This window comes from Tunturiibacter empetritectus, assembly GCF_013410875.1.
GTDB classification, from domain to species: Bacteria; Acidobacteriota; Terriglobia; order Terriglobales; family Acidobacteriaceae; genus Edaphobacter; species Edaphobacter empetritectus.
In genome coordinates this window covers 57,942-74,822 of sequence record NZ_JACCCU010000003.1, presented here as the reverse complement: position 1 = coordinate 74,822, position 16,881 = coordinate 57,942, and the positions used below count along the sequence as shown (strand labels likewise).

Below are 16,881 nucleotides of genomic sequence, written 5' to 3'. Positions count from 1 at the left end.
GGCTAAAACACCACGTCAGCCACACAAGTCACCACGATCACACCACGATTTAACCATCGCAAAACACCACAAAAGCGCAAAACCCCAACAAAAGCCACCCCCTCACCACAAACCATTTTTTCCCAATCAAAATGCAAAATTTCCTCCGTTTAGACTTGAGGGATGCGGTCTCTCCTCCTCGCCCTTCTGCTGTGCGCCACGCTTCCAGCCCTGGCTCAGGCGCCGGCGGACAGCCAGAGCTACACCCTCAAAACCCAATCCAACGTGGTTCTGATCCCAACCACCGTCCAGACCAAACACGGCGAGATGATCTACGAGCTCAAGCCGGAGCAGTTTGTCGTTGAAGACAATGGAGTTCCGCAAGCGGTGCGCGTCGATGAGGACACCGACTCCCTCGGCCTGTCGCTCGTCGTCGTCGTCCAATGCAGCCGCGCCGCTGGTTATGAGTACCCCAAGCTAAGCGGCCTGGGCTCGATGATCGATGGCATCGCCGGCGATGCCCCGCGCGAGGTCGCCATCGTCACGTACGGCTCCGCACCGCTGCTGCTCGGCAAATTCTCCAACAACGTCGACGCTATGAGCCGCGCACTCTCGCAGCTTGAACCCTGCGACGATCCCGAAGCCTCAACCCTCGACGCCGTCGCGTATGCGACGAAGCTGCTTGAAGCGCGCCAGAACCACTATCGTCACGCGATTCTGCTGATCAGCGAGACCCGTGACCACGGCAGCACAGCTAAGCCGGCCGAGGTAGTTGCTGCACTTGGGAGAACCAATACGGTCGTCGACTCTGTGGCGTTTGGGCCAGGAAAGACGGAGGTTATGAGTGATTTGAAGTATGGCGGCGGTAGCGGGCCGATCGGCCTTCTGGTGATGGCGGTGAACGCCCTGAAGAAGAATGCGGCGCATGAGCTGGCTGCGCTCTCGGGCGGCGAGTACATCAACTTCACCACGCAGCGAGGCTTCGACGAAGGCCTGCATCAGCTCTCCAATCACGTGCATAACTACTATCTGTTGAGCTTTCAGCCCCACGCCGAGGCGAACGGTGAGCCGGCATCGGGAATGCACAGGATACGGGTCAAGATTCCGGATTATCCTGAGGCGCGAATCCGCTTTCGCGAGAGCTACTTTGCCGGCGAGCTGGACGCCGCTGCGGCAAACACGAACTGAGGCTTCGATCGCCCAGGTGAACAACAGGGTTCGAGATCGTTCGTTGGATGGTTGAACTTTCAGGAAGGAGCATACTAGGAGTCCGATGAAAGGCAATAAAGCGAAACGCTGCGTTTGCCGATAAGGTGGCTCCGGGCTGGTTATGGGTATTGGTTCTCTCAATGAGGCCGTAGAGGATCGCGTCTCGTCTCTGTGGCGACTGACGACGGTCGCGCTGGTGCTTGTGTGCCTGGGCTATGCGGCGCTACTGTTGAATATTCGGAGCTGGGACATTGGCGGGGCGACGATCCTGTGGCCTTCGAACGGCCTGCTGCTGGGGGTGCTCCTATGTTCGAGGCGTCGACAGTGGGCGGCTTATCTGGCGGTAGGTTTCGCTGTCGACCTTGGACTCAATCTATCGCTGTCGTTTGCGCCTGGTATCTCTATCTATCTTGCCGGGTGCAACATGCTGGAGGTGGGCATCGCGGCGGCGCTGACGTATCGGACGATCTCACCCAATCCAGACCTTACCCAGCGGAGGCAGCTGTTGCGGCTGCTGGCGTATGGCGTTGTGCTCGCGCCGGCGATTGCTTCGGTGCTGGCACAGCTGAGCATCTCGAGCCTCCATGCGCTGCCGAGGTTTATCGCAGCCAGACACTGGTTTGTGGCGGATGCGCTGGGCATTGCGGTGATGACGCCGCTGTACCTGTCGTTCCGGGAGAGGGAGCGGTTTCCCGGCCGGTCGCGGCTGGAGGTTACTGGGCTCCTGATGCTTCTGCTCGCGACGACGGTGGGTGTCTTCTGGCAGACGCGGTTTCCGCTTCTGTTCCTGCTGCTGCCTGTGCTGCTACTGCTTGGCGCTCGCCTGCGCCTGGCAGGATCGGCGCTTGGGCTGTTGATCGTGTCGATAGTCGGCGGCTACCTGACGATTCGGGGACGGGGTCCGATCGCGCTGGTGCATGCGGGCTCGCCGCTGACTGGTGATCTGCTGCTGCAGTTCTTCGTTGCGGTCTCGATGCTGGTGCTTTATGTCGTTGAGGTAGTGATCTCCGAGCGTGAGAGGCTGCAGGTCAACCTGAAGGCCAGCGAGACGCTATTTCGTCTTTTGGCTGAGGCTTCAAACGATGTGATTGTTCTCTCGGACCTCGCTGGCGCGAGGCGGTACGTCTCTCCAGCTGTTTTTACCGTGCTGGGGTGGGAGCCGGAGGAGCTGATCGGCCGGACCCACCACCAGATTGTCCATGCTGACGATATTGTGGCGGTGGAGGCGATGATGCGGGCCTGTCGTGAGGGGGAGCCGGTCGAGCCGTTGATCTATCGGTGTGCGGGAAAGGATGGCAGGTATGTCTGGATGGAGGCGAGCCTGCGGCTCTATCACGACGAGACGACGTGGGAGCCTATCGGGTTCGTCAACGTGGTGCGGGATGTAACTGCTCGCAAGGCTGCCGAGGAGGAGCTGAACCGCGCCTTCCGGCTGGTGGAGAATCTTGCGATGGCTGACGGCTTGACTGGCGTCGCAAACCGGCGGCGGTTCGAGGAGAAGATGGACCTGGAGTGGCGCAGGGCTATGCGCGATGGCTCGCTGATTTCGGTGTTGATGATCGATGTCGATCACTTCAAACCTTACAACGACCTTTACGGGCATGTGATGGGCGACAGCTGCCTGCGCCAGATTGCCATGGCGGCGCAGGAGGTGATCCACCGGTCGTCGGACCTGTTCGCCCGGTATGGGGGCGAGGAGTTTGTGGCCGTGCTGCCGAACACCGGGAGCAGCGGCGCGCAGCTGGTCGCTGAACAGATTCGCCGGACTGTGGAGTTGCTTGGGCTGCCGCACTCGGGCAGTCCTAGCGGGGTGGTGACGGTGAGTATCGGCTGCGCGACGAAGATGCTGGGGCATGATTCGGCTGCGACGATGCTGGTGGATGCGGCCGACCAGGCGCTCTACCAAGCGAAGTCCGCGGGCAGAAACCGGGTTGAGGTGGCTGCGGCTTCGACGATCCCGGGCTAGCGGGGTACCCCCCCCCTCCCGGGTATCTTGGGCGTAAACTGTTTACAATCAGTGGCCTAGCGGCATGGCATGCCTGTAAAATATTGATTTTAGATGACTTGCCTGCAAAATATAAGAAATAAAGGAGTTACTGGTTAAACTGGAGAACCCCGGAGTGGTCTCCGGGGCTCTCTGTTCTATTAGTCCAGTATAACGGATGGAGACTAACTCATACGCCACGCGAATCTTCAGGATTGGCGCAGGTTTTCGTGTGGAGGGGGCTTGACAGGATTTTTGAGGCTGCCCTTGCGGAGGTGGCTTGGCCGTGTGCCCCATGTCTCAGAATCGAGACATGAGGCTACCGGTGATTCTATGAGGGGGTTAGAGACTGCGGACGCAGATTCCCTTCGGGAATGACAAACAAGAAAGCGAAGGCGACTCTACACCCCACTACGGCATACCCCACTACGGCGTTTGCTCTAACCACCGCGGCGGTGCTCCTAAATGACTTTGCGCTAGGTGATTACGGGGAGCTGAAGGGTGGCACCGGCCTGGATCTTGTTGGGGTCGGAGATATTGTTGGCCTGAGCGATCTGAGTATATTTGCTGGCGGTGGCGTAGAAGAGCTGGCTGATGGCACCGAGGGTGTCGCCGGATTTGATGGTGTAGGCCTGGGTATCTCCGCCGGTGTTGGTGATCTCGTGGTGGAGGTCGGCGTAGGTGGGGTCCGCCTTTTTGATCTCGTCCCATACGCGCTCGAGGATGACGCGGGAGGGAACGCTGCCTTTGATGTGGAGCTTCTCGCCGTCGAGGTCGACTGCATCGAGGGTGGCTCCGTAGGGGGCGAACTTCTGCAGGGATGCAATGACACCGGCGTACTTCTGTTTCAATGCGTCTAGATCTGCCATGGCGTAGCTCTCCTTGTCAGCTTGGCTGACTGTTTGGTTGATGCTGTTGGGAGGAAGCGCGGGGCCCCTGCGCTCCTGAAAATGATCCTGCGAAGTTGTTCCGCTTCGACCTTGCGGTTTAGACGAATTTGCTGAGGAGACTCTGTGCCATGCTGCCCATGGAGCTGGTCGGCGCGGCCTGTCCGTTGGGAGCGAAGTGCTGGATGACCATAGGCAGGACGGTGGCGAGGGCTACCTGAACGATCTGAGGCGAGACGCCGGCTTTGGCTGCAGTGGCCTCGATGAGGCCGGTTCCGCCGAGACCCTGCTGGACCTGCTCGGGAGTGGCTGTGGTGGCCTGACCTGCGCCCCAGTTGTTGACGTGCTCGGCCATTCCGTTGTTCTTGAAGGCGTCGAGAACGCCCTGAATACCTTCGGGATGCTGGGTGAGAGCTTCAATGAAGCCACCTGCAACTTTAGCCTGATCGGTGCCGGCTGCGGCTCCAGTCTGACCGGCGAGCGATTGGATCATATCCATAATTCCCATGTTTGTTCACCTCGCACCCAATATATGACTGATTTAGCAGGAGTGCGGGCGTAAGAAAGAAATATTTATGGATTTGTCATGCGGTGACTTTTGATTTGGGTAGACGAAAAGGCGGGTCTGTTGGCCCGGCTGCTCGGCATAGAGTCGATGCTCAATTCCAACGCTTGAGGTCCGGCCAGATCGTTTGCAGGTTCCGCTTGAATCCGCGGCAGTGATAGATGGGTCCCCATTCATCGCGGCGGGAGAGCGGGTACTCCGTATTGCCGATAATCGAGTAGCTGGTGCATTTTGTCTGCATGTTGCGTTCATTGCCCTCTCCGAGGACGATGATGCTCTCGCCTGTGTAGCTACGGGGTCCCCAGATCCAGTAGTTCTGATGAACTCCGATGGATTTGGGGAGGCCGTACCTGGGCCCGAAGAAGTCGATGGCTCCGGCGTCGCCGTAGTTATTGGCGAAGATGGCGGTCTTCTGTTGTTCCTCCGGCGAGAGGCTGTGATAGTACACGGCCACTCGCTGGGCGATCTGCTCCCAGCCAAACATGTCGGCGTACAACTGCGGGAGAACCCCCTGTGGCATATTTTCGAACTTCTGTTGCTCGATGCCGGTCTTGTGCTCGTAGGCGAGGAAGTTCGGGACGCTGAGGATGGGCAGAATCGTTGGAGCATAGATGCCGCCGACGGCGAGGATTGCGAGCGCGAGAGCGGGTTTGACCCAGATCCAGAGGGTGGAATCTGTGACGGCTTCGATCCAGACTGCACCGGCGGCGAACATGATGGGGTATACGGGGGCGACGTAGTACATTTTGCCGTGAAGGATCATCATTTCGGCGAGAAATATGAGATAGGCCCATCCGAGAGCGCGATATGGACGGCCCTGCCTGGAAAAGAAGAACAGAAGCGCAAAGGGCACGAGCAGCGCGGCGACAAAGCCAAGCATCTGTGCCTGGGCCTGGAGAAAAGGCAGCGGGGAGAGGAGAATGTCGCGGCCACTCTTTCGGACATTGGCCATGAGCTGGAGAAAGGGGAACTGGTGCTGCCATTGCCATAGGAAGTTGGGGAGAGCGATGGCCGCTGCCAGGGCGCAGCCGAACCAAAACCAGCGATGACGCAGACTTTGACGTAGAGGTGTCAGGCAGACGCCGATAATCAGCCCCGAGAGCCAGAAGATGACGGCGTACTTGTTGAGGATCGTGGCACCTGCAAGGGCGCCGACGGCAAGCCAGAGGGGCTCGTTGCCTGTCTTCGCGATACGCACGACGAGGTATGCGATCGCGGCCCAGAGCAGGGGATCGAAGGCGTTCATGGTGAACAGGTGGGACAGGGCGAGGGAGACGGGGGCCATCAATGCTGCAAATGAGGCGAGGAACATCGCCCAGCGGCGGCCACCTAGTTCGCGTGCGAGGAGGCCGGCAAGAAGGATGGTGGCAGCACCGGCAAGGGCTGGCAGGAGACGCAGAGCCCAAAGCGAGGTCCCGATGGTGTGCTGAAGGAGCCAGGCGATCCATCCGATGAGTGGCGGCTGATCGACGTATCCCCAGGCGGGGTGTTCCCCGCAGGCCAGGTAGTAGAGTTCATCGCGAAAGTATCCGTAGCGTGGTCCGGCAAAAAAGTAGAGGACGAGACGCACCAAGGCGACGTAGACGATGATGGCGGTTCCGGAGGTCAGGAGAGATGGGGTTCGGTCTTGTTTTGGCGCAAGAGTTGCCGATGGGGTCGCACTCATGCAAACAGTGTACGAAGGAGTGAGGGGAATGTTCCGCTGGATAGGTGGATTTATGGAGGTCGCCAAGCGCTCCAATTTTGGTTAATTGTGATGGATTTTCATTGGATCGAGGACGGGTGGTTCTAGGAGAGGCCAAGTTCCCGCGCGGCAAGTTCGGTGCCCTCGACTCTGGCCTGAATTTTGCTGAAGGCAAGGTCACGAGCGGTGGAGGTGTCATCGGCGAAGGGAGCGAATCCGCAGTCATCGGTGGTTCCGAGCTGTGCTGCCGGGAGGAGAGAGGCCGCTTCGAGGACGCGATCGCGCACCTGAGCTGGGGTTTCAATCTTCGGATCGATGGGATCGATGACGCCGATGAAGATGGTGTGATTCGGTTGAAGGAGCTGGCCTACCAGTTGGAGGATTCGTTTTCTGTCGGGTTCGCTGGCCATTTGGAGGTAGAAGCGTCCGGCGTTCAACTGGAAGAGGTCAGGTAACAACGTTGAGTAGTCCACGTCGGCGCTGTGAGTGGAGTCGTGGTCGCCCCCGGGACAGACGTGAACGCCGATGAGAAGGCGCTCTTCGGGGGTGAAGCGTTCGAGGACCTGATTGTTGAGGGCTATGAAGCTGCGCAGTAAGCCGGCTGAGGGATCGAGTTTGAGGGAGAGCCTGGCTTCGGTGAAGTCGATCTGGACAGAGGCTGCTCCGGCCTGGAGGGCGCCACGGATGTCGGCGGCAGCTTCGTCGATGAGGTCGGCCAGAAACTCCTCGCGAGGATAGCCCGGTATGCCCGCCGATGGATAGAGGAGGCTCAAGGCAGAGGCGGAGATGACGGCCTGTTTTATCGGGAGCCGGGTGTAGCGACGAGCTGCGCTGAGGTAGCTGGCAGCGTGCACGCCGTAGCGGAAGGGACCTGCGGTGAGGCGAGGTAGTTGACGGACGTGGCCATCGGCGAAGGGAATCGTGACTCCGTCGGGAGCGAGATTGGTGAGCCCGGAGAGGGGATAGGTTGCGAAGCTGGGCTTGGTCTGTTCGCCGTCGGTGAGGATGGGGGATCCGGTTTGCTCGAATCGCTGGATGGTGTCGCGGAGTGCCTCGGCGGTGGCTTCTTCAAGCGCCTCATTGCTGATTTGCTGGTTGTGGAAGGCGACGGAGGCTTCGAGCAATGCAGGTGGACGGGGGATGCTGCCGATGGGTTCAGTCGGGATCGCCATTGAGGGAGGATATCGTTTTGCAGTTCGGCGGAACATCCATCAATAGATTGATCCTGAGCGGGCATGGCTGTGCGAAGGGATCGTATCGATGCTCTGCCGCGTGGGGTTTTTCATTGTCTGAAGAACGGGATAGACTTAGCGGCATGAGCGAACTTTTGAGCGATCAGGGGAAGACGGCGGTTTCGACGAAAGAGGCGCCGGGGGCGATTGGGCCGTACTCGCAGGCGGTGCGGGTGGGGGATATGTTGTTTGCGTCGGGGCAGGTTGGCCTGGATCCAGCTACAGGGCAGATGGTTGCCGGGGGGATTGCGGAACAGACGGCGAGGGCGCTGGAGAATGTGAAGGCGGTGCTCGCGCAGGCCGGGCTGGATCTGAGTCATGTGGTGAAGACGACTGTGTTTTTGAAGTCGATGGGGGACTTTGCGGCGATGAACGAGGTTTATGCGAAGTACCTGGCGCCTGAGGGCGTGGTGCCGCCGGCGCGGTCGACGGTGGCAGTGGCCGGGCTGCCAAAGGATGCGCTGGTGGAGATTGAAGTGATCGTGAAGGGTGCCGCCTGAAACATAATGGGCGGCCTGGCATCTAATTGGTAGACGACAGGAGGTCGGAACGATGGCCGAAGTGACAAAGGGTGAGAAGGTTCATAAGACGGAGGCGGAGTGGCGTGAGCTGCTGACTCCGGAGCAGTTTCATGTGATGCGTGAGGGCGGGACGGAGCGTCCGTTTACCGGGATTTTGGTGAATAACCATGAGGACGGGGTGTATCACTGCGGGGCTTGCAATGCGCCGCTGTTTACCTCGGATAAGAAGTTCGAGTCGGGGAGCGGTTGGCCGAGCTTCTGGAACCCGGTTTCGCCGGATGCGATTGTGTCGATCGAGGACAATTCGCTTGGGATGAGGCGGGTGGAGGTGCAGTGTGCGACCTGTGGGGCTCACCTGGGGCATGTCTTCCCGGATGGTCCGAAGCCGACGGGGCTGCGGTACTGCATCAATAGCGCTTCGTTGGGTTTTGAGAAACAGTAAATTGAGCTGAAAAACAGGAAAAGCCCCAGCCGGCTAGGTCGCGGCTGGGGCATTCTGTTTCTGGAGGTTAGAGCTGGTTAGCCTTTTACGACTTTGCCGGTCTTGATGCAGCTGGTGCAGACGCGCATGCGCTTGCTGGCACCGTTGACCTGGGCCTTGACGGGCTGGAGGTTCACGTTCCAACGACGACGGGTGGTGTTGTGGGCGTGAGAGATGTTGTTGCCAAACTGCGGGCCTTTGCCGCAAAGATCACATTTTTGTGCCATGACGAAGTGCTCCAATCCTGAGTCGCAGAAGATTCCCGGGGACATGCGCCTGAGTGAAAGAAGCCTCAAAACGGGGTCGGGAAGGATGGTACTGGGAGCGGGGTCGCTCCTGACCGCTACCCGATGAAGGGTAGTCTGCCGATTCGTAATCATACCATGCTGTGGGCGGTGGGCTCAACGGGAGAGTCGCGGGAAGGGGAAGGCTGGGGACATCGTGTGGGATTTTGCAGGCATCTTATTGAGGAGTCATTGCTTATTGAGCTGTCGATCAGATAAAAGTTGACGGTTGCGTGGGCCGAAGCTGAGTCTTTGTACGGGCTCATCCGTCGATAAGATTAGGGACCTGCTGCACATTTTCTGTCCAAAAAAAATTCTCTGATGTGGCAAGGGAGACGTATTGCCAGCCGAATCGCATGAACAGCACCCCATCGTTGGGCCGGATCATCAACTTCCGGCTCCTCCTCCGACCTCGTCTCGAAGTAAGCTGCTTCGGGTTATTGTGTGGGTCGTATTGCTGCTGATCTTTGCTATTGGTTTCTTTCTGGTGTTACGGCATCACGAAGATTCGGGCACGAACGCTGCTCCGAAGCGGGGTGCCGGGGGTGGGGCGGTGGCGCTAACGACCGCAACCGCACAGAAGGGCAACATTGGCGTGTACCTCGATGCGATTGGGACGGTGACTCCGGTTTACACGGCTTCGATTACAAGCCAGGTGACGGGGCCGGTTGTCGCGGTGCGCTTCAAGGAGGGCCAGGTTGTGCGGAAGGGCGATCCGTTGATTGAGATCGACCCGCGGCCGTTTGAGGCGACGCTGATGCAGGCGCAAGGTGTATTGGAGCGCGATCAGGCTACGCTGGCGCAGGCGACGATGGATCTTAATCGATATCGCGATGCGTGGTCGAGGAATGCGATTCCGAAGCAGACGCTGGATGACCAGGAGAAGATTGTGCTGCAGGATGCGGGCACGGTGAAGAACGACGAAGGGACGGTGAAGTTCGACCAGATTCAGGTTGGGTACTGTCATATTCGGGCGCCGATCTCGGGAAGGGTCGGGCTGCGGCTGGTCGATCCGGGAAATGTGGTGCAGGCCTCGGGGACGACGACGCTTGCGGTGATTACGCAGATGCAGCCGATCACGGTGATCTTTACGGTGCCGGAGGACAACCTGGGGCAGATTCAGCCGCGGCTTCGTCAGCAGGCGAAGCTCGCAGTGGATGCCTATGACCGGGCGGCGTTGAAGCAGATTGCGACGGGGACGTTGTTGACGCTGGATAACCAGATCGATACGACGACAGGGACGGTGAAGGCTAGGGCGACGTTTGAAAATAAGGATTCGTCGCTGTTTCCGAATGAGTTTGTGAATGCGCGGCTGCTGGTGAATACGCTGCAGGGAGCGACGCTGATTCCGACATCCGCGATTCAGCATAACGGCACGGCGTCGTTTGTTTATGTTTTGCAGAATAATACGGCGCACATGCGCTCGGTAAAGCCGGGGGTGGTCGAGGGCGAGACCGCGCAGGTGACCGGGATCAATCCCGGGGACGTGGTTGCCAACAGCAGCTTCGACAAGCTGCAGGACAATTCGAAGGTCAGCGTGTCGAATAAGCCGATTCCTGCGGCAGCGACGGCTGGGAGTAGCGCTCCTTGAGTCCATCCCGTCCGTTTATTTTGCGACCGGTCGCAACGTCGTTGTTGATGGCTGCGATTCTGCTAGTCGGTATTGTGAGTTACACGCAGTTGCCGGTGTCGGCGCTGCCTGAGGTCGATTACCCGACGATCCAGGTGCTGACGTTTTATCCCGGCGCCAGTCCGCAGGTGATGGCGACGACGGTGACGGCTCCGCTGGAGCGCCAGTTCGGCGAGTTGCAGGGGTTGAGCCAGATGACCTCGAGCAGTTCGGGTGGAACCTCGGTGGTGGTGCTGCAGTTCAATCTCAGTTTGAACATCGATATAGCGGAAGAAGAGGTTCAGTCGGCGATCAATGCTTCGCAGAGCTTTCTGCCTGCGAACCTTCCTGCACCGCCGATCTATAGCAAGACGAATCCTGCGGATGCGCCGGTGCTGACGCTGGCGATTACTTCGAAGACGGTGCCGCTCTCCCAGGTGGAGGATCTGGTGGATACGCGGCTGGCACCGAAGATCTCGCAGCTGAGCGGGGTTGGGTTGGTGAGCATCAGCGGCGGACAGAAGCCTGCGGTGCGGATTCAGGCGAATCCGACGGCGCTCTCGTCGTACGGCATCAACCTTGAGGATCTGCGTACGGCGGTCAGCCAGAGCAGCGTGAATGCTGCAAAGGGGAACTTCGACGGGCCGCGGCAAGACTACCAGATCGATGCAAACGATCAGCTCGTGACCAGCAAGGACTACAGGAGTGTGGTGGTTGCGTATCGCAACGGAGCGCCTGTAATGCTGACTGATGTTGCACACATTCTTGACGGCGTTGAGAACACGACGCAGGCTGCGTGGATGAACCAGACGCCTGCGGTGATTTTGAATGTGCAGCGCCAGCCGGGTGGAAACACGATCAGCGTGGTCAAGAGCATCAAAAAGTTGCTGCCGCAGCTCGAGGCCAATCTGCCGAAGGGCATCGAGGTGACGACGCTGACTGACCTTACGACCCCGATTCAGGCGTCGGTGAGCGATGTTGAGTTTGAACTAATGCTGACCATCGGGCTGGTAGTGCTGGTCATCTTCCTGTTCCTGCGAAATCTGTATGCAACGATCATTCCAAGTGTGGCGGTGCCGCTGTCACTGATTGGAACCTTTGCAGCGATGTACTCGCTTGGCTACAGCCTGGATAACCTGTCGCTAATGGCGCTGACGATCTCGACGGGGTTCGTCGTCGATGACGCGATTGTGATGGTGGAGAATATCTCGCGCTATCTGGAAGAGGGCGATACGCCGATGGAGGCGGCGCTGAAGGGCGCGGAGCAGATCGGGTTTACGATTCTTTCGCTGACGGTCTCTTTGATTGCGGTGTTGATTCCGCTGTTGTTCATGGGAGATGTTGTGGGTCGCCTGTTCCGTGAGTTCGCGGTGACGCTGGCGGTGACGATCGTTGTGTCTGCGGTGGTTTCGCTGACGCTGACGCCGATGATGGCTTCGCGGATTTTAAAACACAATCCTGAAGCGCAGCAGGGACGTTTCTATCGAGCCTCGGAGCACGTCTTTGAACGGATGATTGCGTTCTACGGACGGACGTTGAAGGTTGTACTCCGCTACCAGACGATTACGCTGCTGGTTGCTCTTGCGACGTTGATGCTGACGATCTTTCTGTACATCATTATTCCCAAGGGATTTTTTCCTGTGCAGGATACGGGCGTGATCCAGGGAATCACGCAGGCTCCCCAGACGATTGGGTCGAAGGCGATGGCGGTCAAGCAGCAGGAGGTGGCGAAGGTGATCCTGGCGGATCCTGCTGTCGAGAGCCTGTCCTCGTTTATTGGCGCGGATGGAACAAATATCACGACGAACAGTGGAAGGATGTCGATCAACCTGAAGCCGCTCGAAGATCGCGATTTGAATGCCTCCGATGTGATTCGACGGCTTCAGTCGAAGCTGAAGGATGTGCAGGACATTCAGATCTTTATGCAGCCGGTGCAGAACATTACGGTGGATGACCGGGTGAGCCGCACGCAGTACCAGTACTCGCTGGAGGATCCGGATCAGAACGAGCTGAACGACTGGACGGCTCGATTTGTAACTCGGTTGAAGGAGTTGCCAGAACTGGAGGATGTTGCGACGGACCAGCAGTTGGGCGGGCTGGCGGTGTCGCTGATGATTGACCGGGCGACGGCCTCGCGGCTTGGTGTGGCGCCGACGACGATCGATAACACGCTTTACGATGCGTTTGGCCAGCGGCAGATCAACACGATGTATACGCAGTTGAATCAGTATCACGTGATTCTGGAGGCCGAGCCGCAGTTTCAGCTCGATCCGAATAAGCTGAACCATCTCTATATCCGGTCGGGTTCGGCGTCAGGGACCACGGGTGCAGCGGCAACTTCGTCTTCGGGCAATGGCTCGACCTCGGCGGGGTCGAACGCACTGACGGGCTCGGCACTGTTTACGGCTTCTGCGAATACGCTGGCTCCTCCGATCAATGCACTCACTTCGAGCACTGTGAATTCGACCTCGAGCAAGGGCGCGACTTCGGCTGGTACTACGAGTTCGACGTTCAATAATGCAGTGCCGTTCAGCGCGTTTTCGCACTTTGAGACGACGACGGAGGCGCTCTCGATTACTCACCAGGGACAGTTTCCGGCGATTACGGTCTCGTTTAATCTTGCGCCGAATGCTGCGCTGGGAGGCGCGATCACCGAGATTACAAAAGTGCAGAAGGACATGCACATGCCAGCAAGTCTGCAGGCGGATTTTCAGGGGACTGCGGCTTCATTTCGGAACTCGCTCTCGGGAATGCCGCTGCTGATTCTGGCTGCGCTGGTGACGGTATACATCGTTCTGGGTGTTCTTTACGAAAGCTTCATTCATCCAGTTACGATTCTTTCAACGCTGCCTTCGGCGGGTGTTGGCGCGTTTCTTTCTCTGATCCTCTTTCACCAGGATCTGAGCGTGGTGGCGATTATCGGGTTGGTTCTGCTAATCGGCATCGTTAAGAAAAACGGAATCATGATGGTCGACTTTGCGCTTGATGCGGAGCGCCACCGCGGGCTTAGTTCGACCGATGCTATCTATGAGGCGTGCCTGCTGCGCTTTCGTCCGATCATGATGACGACGATGGCTGCGCTGCTGGGCGGTCTCCCGTTGGCGTTTGGGCATGGTATCGGTTCGGAGTTGCGCAGGCCGCTTGGAATTGCCATGGTGGGCGGCCTGCTGGTAAGCCAGGTGCTCACGCTTTATACGACTCCGGTGATCTACATCTTCTTTGACAATCTTTCGCATCGGTTCTCGAGCAAGTCGAAGAAGGCGGAGCAGGGCGGAGGCGAGTTAGAGCCGGCGGAGCAGCCATGAACATCTCTGCACCATTCATCCATCGGCCTGTGGCGACGACGCTGCTTACGATTGCAATTGCGATTGCGGGGGCGATTGCGTTCAATGTGCTGCCGGTTTCGCCACTGCCGCAGGTGGATTTTCCGACGATCTCGGTGGGTGCGAGTTTGCCGGGCGGGAGCGCCGAGATCATGGCGTCGTCGGTGGCGACCCCGCTGGAACGGCAGTTTGGGCATATTGCAGGGGTGACGGAGATGACCTCTGCGAGCAGCCTCGGCACGACGTCGATCACGATTCAATTTGATTTGAGCCGGAATATTGATGGCGCGGCGCGCGATGTCGAGGCGGCGATCAACGCGGCGAGAACTTATCTTCCGGCGAATCTTCCGGGAAATCCGACGTATCGCAAGGTGAACCCCGCGGATGCGCCGATCATGATTCTGGGGCTGACGTCGGATAAATATGGGCCGGACAAGTTGTACGACGAAGCGTCGACGGTGGTGCAGCAAAAGCTTTCGCAGATCCAGGGAGTGGGGCAGGTCAATCCTGGTGGAGGCGCGCTGCCCTCGGTTCGGGTTGAGGTAAATCCGACGAAGCTTGCGAGCTTTGGGATGACGATGGCGAATGTGCAGTCGGTGGTGAGTCTGCAGAATTCGAACCTGGCGAAGGGTCAGATCACGAACGGAGACGTGTCAGCGGATATCGTTGCGAATGACCAGATCTCGCATGCGGAGGACTATAAACCGATCATTATTGGTTACAATAACGGGTCGGCGGTGCGGTTGTCTGATGTGGCAGATGTGGTCGACTCGACACAGAACCTGCGTGCGGCGGGATATCTGAACGGCAAGCGGGCTGTGATGCTGATTATCTTTCGGCAGCCCGGGGCCAACATTATTGATACGGTGGATCGTATCCGGGCTGAGCTGCCGTCGGTGGAGGCCTCGATTCCGAAGGGGATCGATACGACGATTGTGCTGGATCGCACGACGACGATTCGTGCGTCGGTGAGTGATGTGGAGCGAACGCTGCTGCTCTCTATCGCGCTGGTGATTGGGGTGGTTTTCGTCTTTCTGCGGAATGGGCGAGCGACGCTGATTCCCGCGGTGGCGGTTCCGGTTTCGTTGATTGGGACCTTTGCGGTGATGTACATGTTTGGCTACAGCATCGATAACCTCTCGCTGATGGCACTGACGATCTCGACCGGGTTTGTGGTGGACGATGCGATTGTGGTGATGGAGAACATCACGCGGCATCTCGAGAACGGGATGACTCCGTTTGCCGCTGCGCTAAAGGGAGCGCAGGAGATTGGTTTTACGGTGGTGTCGATCAGCATCTCGCTGGTTGCGGTTTTTATTCCCCTGCTTTTGATGGGCGGGATTGTGGGGAGGCTGTTTCGCGAGTTTGCGGTGACCCTTTCTACAGCGATCTTCGTGTCGATGCTGATCTCGCTGACGACGACGCCGATGATGTGCGCGTATCTGCTGCGGAACGAGCACGCGAAGAAGCATGGCCGGATTTACATGGCGTCGGAGAGGTTTTTCGACTGGGTGCTTTCGCTCTATCGGCGAAGCCTGCATTGGGTGCTGGAAAACCCTGTGCTGACTCTGACTGTACTGCTGTTGACGATCGCTTTGAATGTGGCTCTGGTGATCAAGATTCCGAAGGGATTTTTTCCGCAGCAGGATACGGGGTCGCTGGCAGGGGCGGTTCGGGGGCCGCAGGATGCTTCGTTCGCTTCTATGAATATGGCACTTCAGGAAGTCGCAAATATCGTGAAGAATGATCCGGCCGTTCAAAACGTGATTGGCTTTACGGGTGGCGGCGGGGCTACGAATACAGGAAATATATTCGTGGCGCTGAAGCCGTTGAACCTTCGCAAGATCACGGCGCCGGATATTATCAACCGGCTGCGGCCGAAGCTGAACCGGGTGACGGGCGCCTCGGCGTTTTTGCAGGCTTCACAGGATCTTCGCATTGGCGGACGATCGAGCAACGCGCTCTATCAGTACACGATTCAGGCGGATAACGTTACGGATCTTTCGACGTGGGGTCCCAAGCTGCTGACAGCTATGATGCATCTGCCCGGGTTTCAAGATGTGAGCTCGGATCAGCAGAATGGGGGCCTGGATCAGCTGCTTACGTACGACCGGGTGACGGCGGCGAAGCTGGGCCAGACGGCGCAGTCGCTCGATCAGGGGCTGTACAGTGCGTTCGGGCAGCAGCAGGTTTCGATCATCTATACCCAACTGAATCAGTACTACGTCGTGCTGGAGGTTGCGCCGGAGTACTGGCAGACGCCAGAGGGATTGAAGAATATCTATTTTCATCCTTCCGGCACCAGCAGCACGACGGCCAGCGGGAACGTCCCGCTCTTTACGATGGCGACATCTATGACTAATACGACTCCGCTTTCTTTGAATCACACGGGGCTGTTCCCTTCGGTGACGGTGTCGTTCAATCTGGCTCCCGGGATGTCATTGAGCGATGCGACGCTTGAGATTGCGCAGATGCAGCAGCGGCTGGGGACTCCCACCTCGGTGCATGGATTCTTTGCGGGAACGCTGCTGGCGTATCAGCAGTCGCTGGGGACCGAACCCCTGCTGATTTTGACGGCGTTGCTTGCGGTCTATATTGTGCTGGGAGTTTTGTACGAGAGTCTGGTGCATCCGTTGACGATTCTTTCGACGCTGCCTTCGGCCAGTGTTGGCGCGATGCTGGCGCTGATGCTCTTCAAGACGGATTTGAACGTTATTTCGATCATCGGGATTGTGCTGCTGATCGGCATTGTGAAGAAGAACGCGATTATGATGATCGACTTTGCGCTGCAGGCAGAGCGCGAGGGTGGCATGAATACGGAAGACGCGATCTTTGAGGCGTGCATGCTGCGTTTTCGGCCTATTCTGATGACGACGATGGCTGCGCTCTTTGGGGCGTTGCCGCTGGCATTTGGGACAGGAACGGGGTCGGAGTTGCGACGACCGCTGGGCATAACGATTGTTGGGGGTTTGATCGTGAGCCAGATGCTTACGCTCTACACCACTCCCGTTGTCTATCTCACGCTGGATCGCCTGCGTCTGCGTGCATTGGGTCGTAAGCACGATACTTTCAACCCCGGGGGCGGCCCAGCTGCCGTCGCTGCGGAGTAGATTTGGATGTCTA

12 protein-coding genes are annotated in these 16,881 nt (G+C 58.3%); 7 read left to right on the top strand and 5 right to left on the bottom strand.

The window, feature by feature from the left end:
• The first annotated feature begins 162 nt into the window (after positions 1-162).
• Entirely contained in the window at positions 163-1,167 is a 1,005-nt protein-coding gene (locus HDF08_RS18080) for a VWA domain-containing protein (protein ID WP_179640094.1), read from the top strand.
• Between the two features lie 142 nt (positions 1,168-1,309).
• A complete protein-coding gene (locus HDF08_RS18075) occupies positions 1,310-3,154 on the top strand; it encodes a bifunctional diguanylate cyclase/phosphodiesterase (protein WP_179640093.1) in 1,845 nt (614 codons plus the stop codon).
• Between the two features lie 494 nt (positions 3,155-3,648).
• Here HDF08_RS18075 and HDF08_RS18070 read toward each other — a convergent pair whose 3' ends face one another.
• From HDF08_RS18070 to HDF08_RS18055, 4 genes are all read right to left on the bottom strand, one after another.
• Positions 3,649-4,041: a LysM peptidoglycan-binding domain-containing protein gene (locus HDF08_RS18070; RefSeq protein ID WP_179640092.1), complete on the bottom strand. Its 393-nt coding sequence runs from the start codon at positions 4,039-4,041 to the stop codon at positions 3,649-3,651.
• 118 nt (positions 4,042-4,159) lie between these two features.
• Positions 4,160-4,567, bottom strand: coding sequence for a YidB family protein (locus HDF08_RS18065; RefSeq protein WP_179640091.1), 408 nt, complete (start codon positions 4,565-4,567; stop codon positions 4,160-4,162).
• A 151-nt stretch (positions 4,568-4,718) separates the two neighbouring features.
• On the bottom strand, positions 4,719-6,290 hold the full coding sequence (locus tag HDF08_RS18060; RefSeq protein WP_179640090.1) for an ArnT family glycosyltransferase: 1,572 nt from the start codon (positions 6,288-6,290) through the stop codon (positions 4,719-4,721).
• A gap of 122 nt (positions 6,291-6,412) precedes the next feature.
• Complete coding sequence (locus tag HDF08_RS18055; protein WP_179640089.1) at positions 6,413-7,480, bottom strand: uroporphyrinogen decarboxylase/cobalamine-independent methonine synthase family protein; 1,068 nt, start codon at positions 7,478-7,480, stop codon at positions 6,413-6,415.
• Positions 7,481-7,623: 143 nt separating this feature from the next.
• Here HDF08_RS18055 and HDF08_RS18050 point away from each other — a divergent pair, with 143 nt between their 5' ends.
• Positions 7,624-8,040 carry a RidA family protein gene (locus HDF08_RS18050; RefSeq protein WP_179640088.1) on the top strand — a complete coding sequence of 139 codons (417 nt, stop codon included), beginning with the start codon at positions 7,624-7,626 and terminating at the stop codon, positions 8,038-8,040.
• A 52-nt stretch (positions 8,041-8,092) separates the two neighbouring features.
• Positions 8,093-8,503, top strand: coding sequence for a peptide-methionine (R)-S-oxide reductase MsrB (gene msrB / locus HDF08_RS18045; RefSeq protein WP_179640087.1), 411 nt, complete (start codon positions 8,093-8,095; stop codon positions 8,501-8,503).
• A gap of 77 nt (positions 8,504-8,580) precedes the next feature.
• On the opposite strand, the gene rpmB is transcribed toward msrB, so the two are convergent.
• The gene (gene rpmB / locus HDF08_RS18040) at positions 8,581-8,769 is read right to left on the bottom strand and encodes a 50S ribosomal protein L28 (RefSeq protein WP_179640086.1); all 189 of its coding nucleotides are present in this window, start codon (positions 8,767-8,769) and stop codon (positions 8,581-8,583) included.
• A gap of 397 nt (positions 8,770-9,166) precedes the next feature.
• Here rpmB and HDF08_RS18035 point away from each other — a divergent pair, with 397 nt between their 5' ends.
• The 3 genes from HDF08_RS18035 to HDF08_RS18025 are packed head-to-tail and all read left to right on the top strand — an operon-like array spanning position 9,167 to position 16,868.
• Positions 9,167-10,417: an efflux RND transporter periplasmic adaptor subunit gene (locus HDF08_RS18035; protein WP_179640085.1), complete on the top strand. Its 1,251-nt coding sequence runs from the start codon at positions 9,167-9,169 to the stop codon at positions 10,415-10,417.
• Positions 10,414-13,740 (top strand): efflux RND transporter permease subunit, encoded by a 3,327-nt coding sequence (locus HDF08_RS18030; RefSeq protein ID WP_179640084.1) that lies wholly within the window; start codon positions 10,414-10,416, stop codon positions 13,738-13,740. Before HDF08_RS18035 ends, HDF08_RS18030 begins: the two co-directional genes overlap by 4 nt.
• Complete coding sequence (locus HDF08_RS18025) at positions 13,737-16,868, top strand: efflux RND transporter permease subunit (RefSeq protein WP_179640083.1); 3,132 nt, start codon at positions 13,737-13,739, stop codon at positions 16,866-16,868. Before HDF08_RS18030 ends, HDF08_RS18025 begins: the two co-directional genes overlap by 4 nt.
• Positions 16,869-16,881 lie beyond the last annotated feature (13 nt).

Coding starts and splice junctions, on each gene's coding strand:
- HDF08_RS18050 (WP_179640088.1), top strand. CDS start 7,624: ATGAGCGAACTTTTGAGCGATCAGGGGAAGACGGCGGTTTCGACGAAA.
- rpmB (WP_179640086.1), bottom strand. CDS start 8,769: ATGGCACAAAAATGTGATCTTTGCGGCAAAGGCCCGCAGTTTGGCAAC.
- HDF08_RS18075 (WP_179640093.1), top strand. CDS start 1,310: ATGGGTATTGGTTCTCTCAATGAGGCCGTAGAGGATCGCGTCTCGTCT.
- HDF08_RS18025 (WP_179640083.1), top strand. CDS start 13,737: ATGAACATCTCTGCACCATTCATCCATCGGCCTGTGGCGACGACGCTG.
- msrB (WP_179640087.1), top strand. CDS start 8,093: ATGGCCGAAGTGACAAAGGGTGAGAAGGTTCATAAGACGGAGGCGGAG.
- HDF08_RS18055 (WP_179640089.1), bottom strand. CDS start 7,480: ATGGCGATCCCGACTGAACCCATCGGCAGCATCCCCCGTCCACCTGCA.
- HDF08_RS18065 (WP_179640091.1), bottom strand. CDS start 4,567: ATGGGAATTATGGATATGATCCAATCGCTCGCCGGTCAGACTGGAGCC.
- HDF08_RS18080 (WP_179640094.1), top strand. CDS start 163: ATGCGGTCTCTCCTCCTCGCCCTTCTGCTGTGCGCCACGCTTCCAGCC.
- HDF08_RS18070 (WP_179640092.1), bottom strand. CDS start 4,041: ATGGCAGATCTAGACGCATTGAAACAGAAGTACGCCGGTGTCATTGCA.
- HDF08_RS18060 (WP_179640090.1), bottom strand. CDS start 6,290: ATGAGTGCGACCCCATCGGCAACTCTTGCGCCAAAACAAGACCGAACC.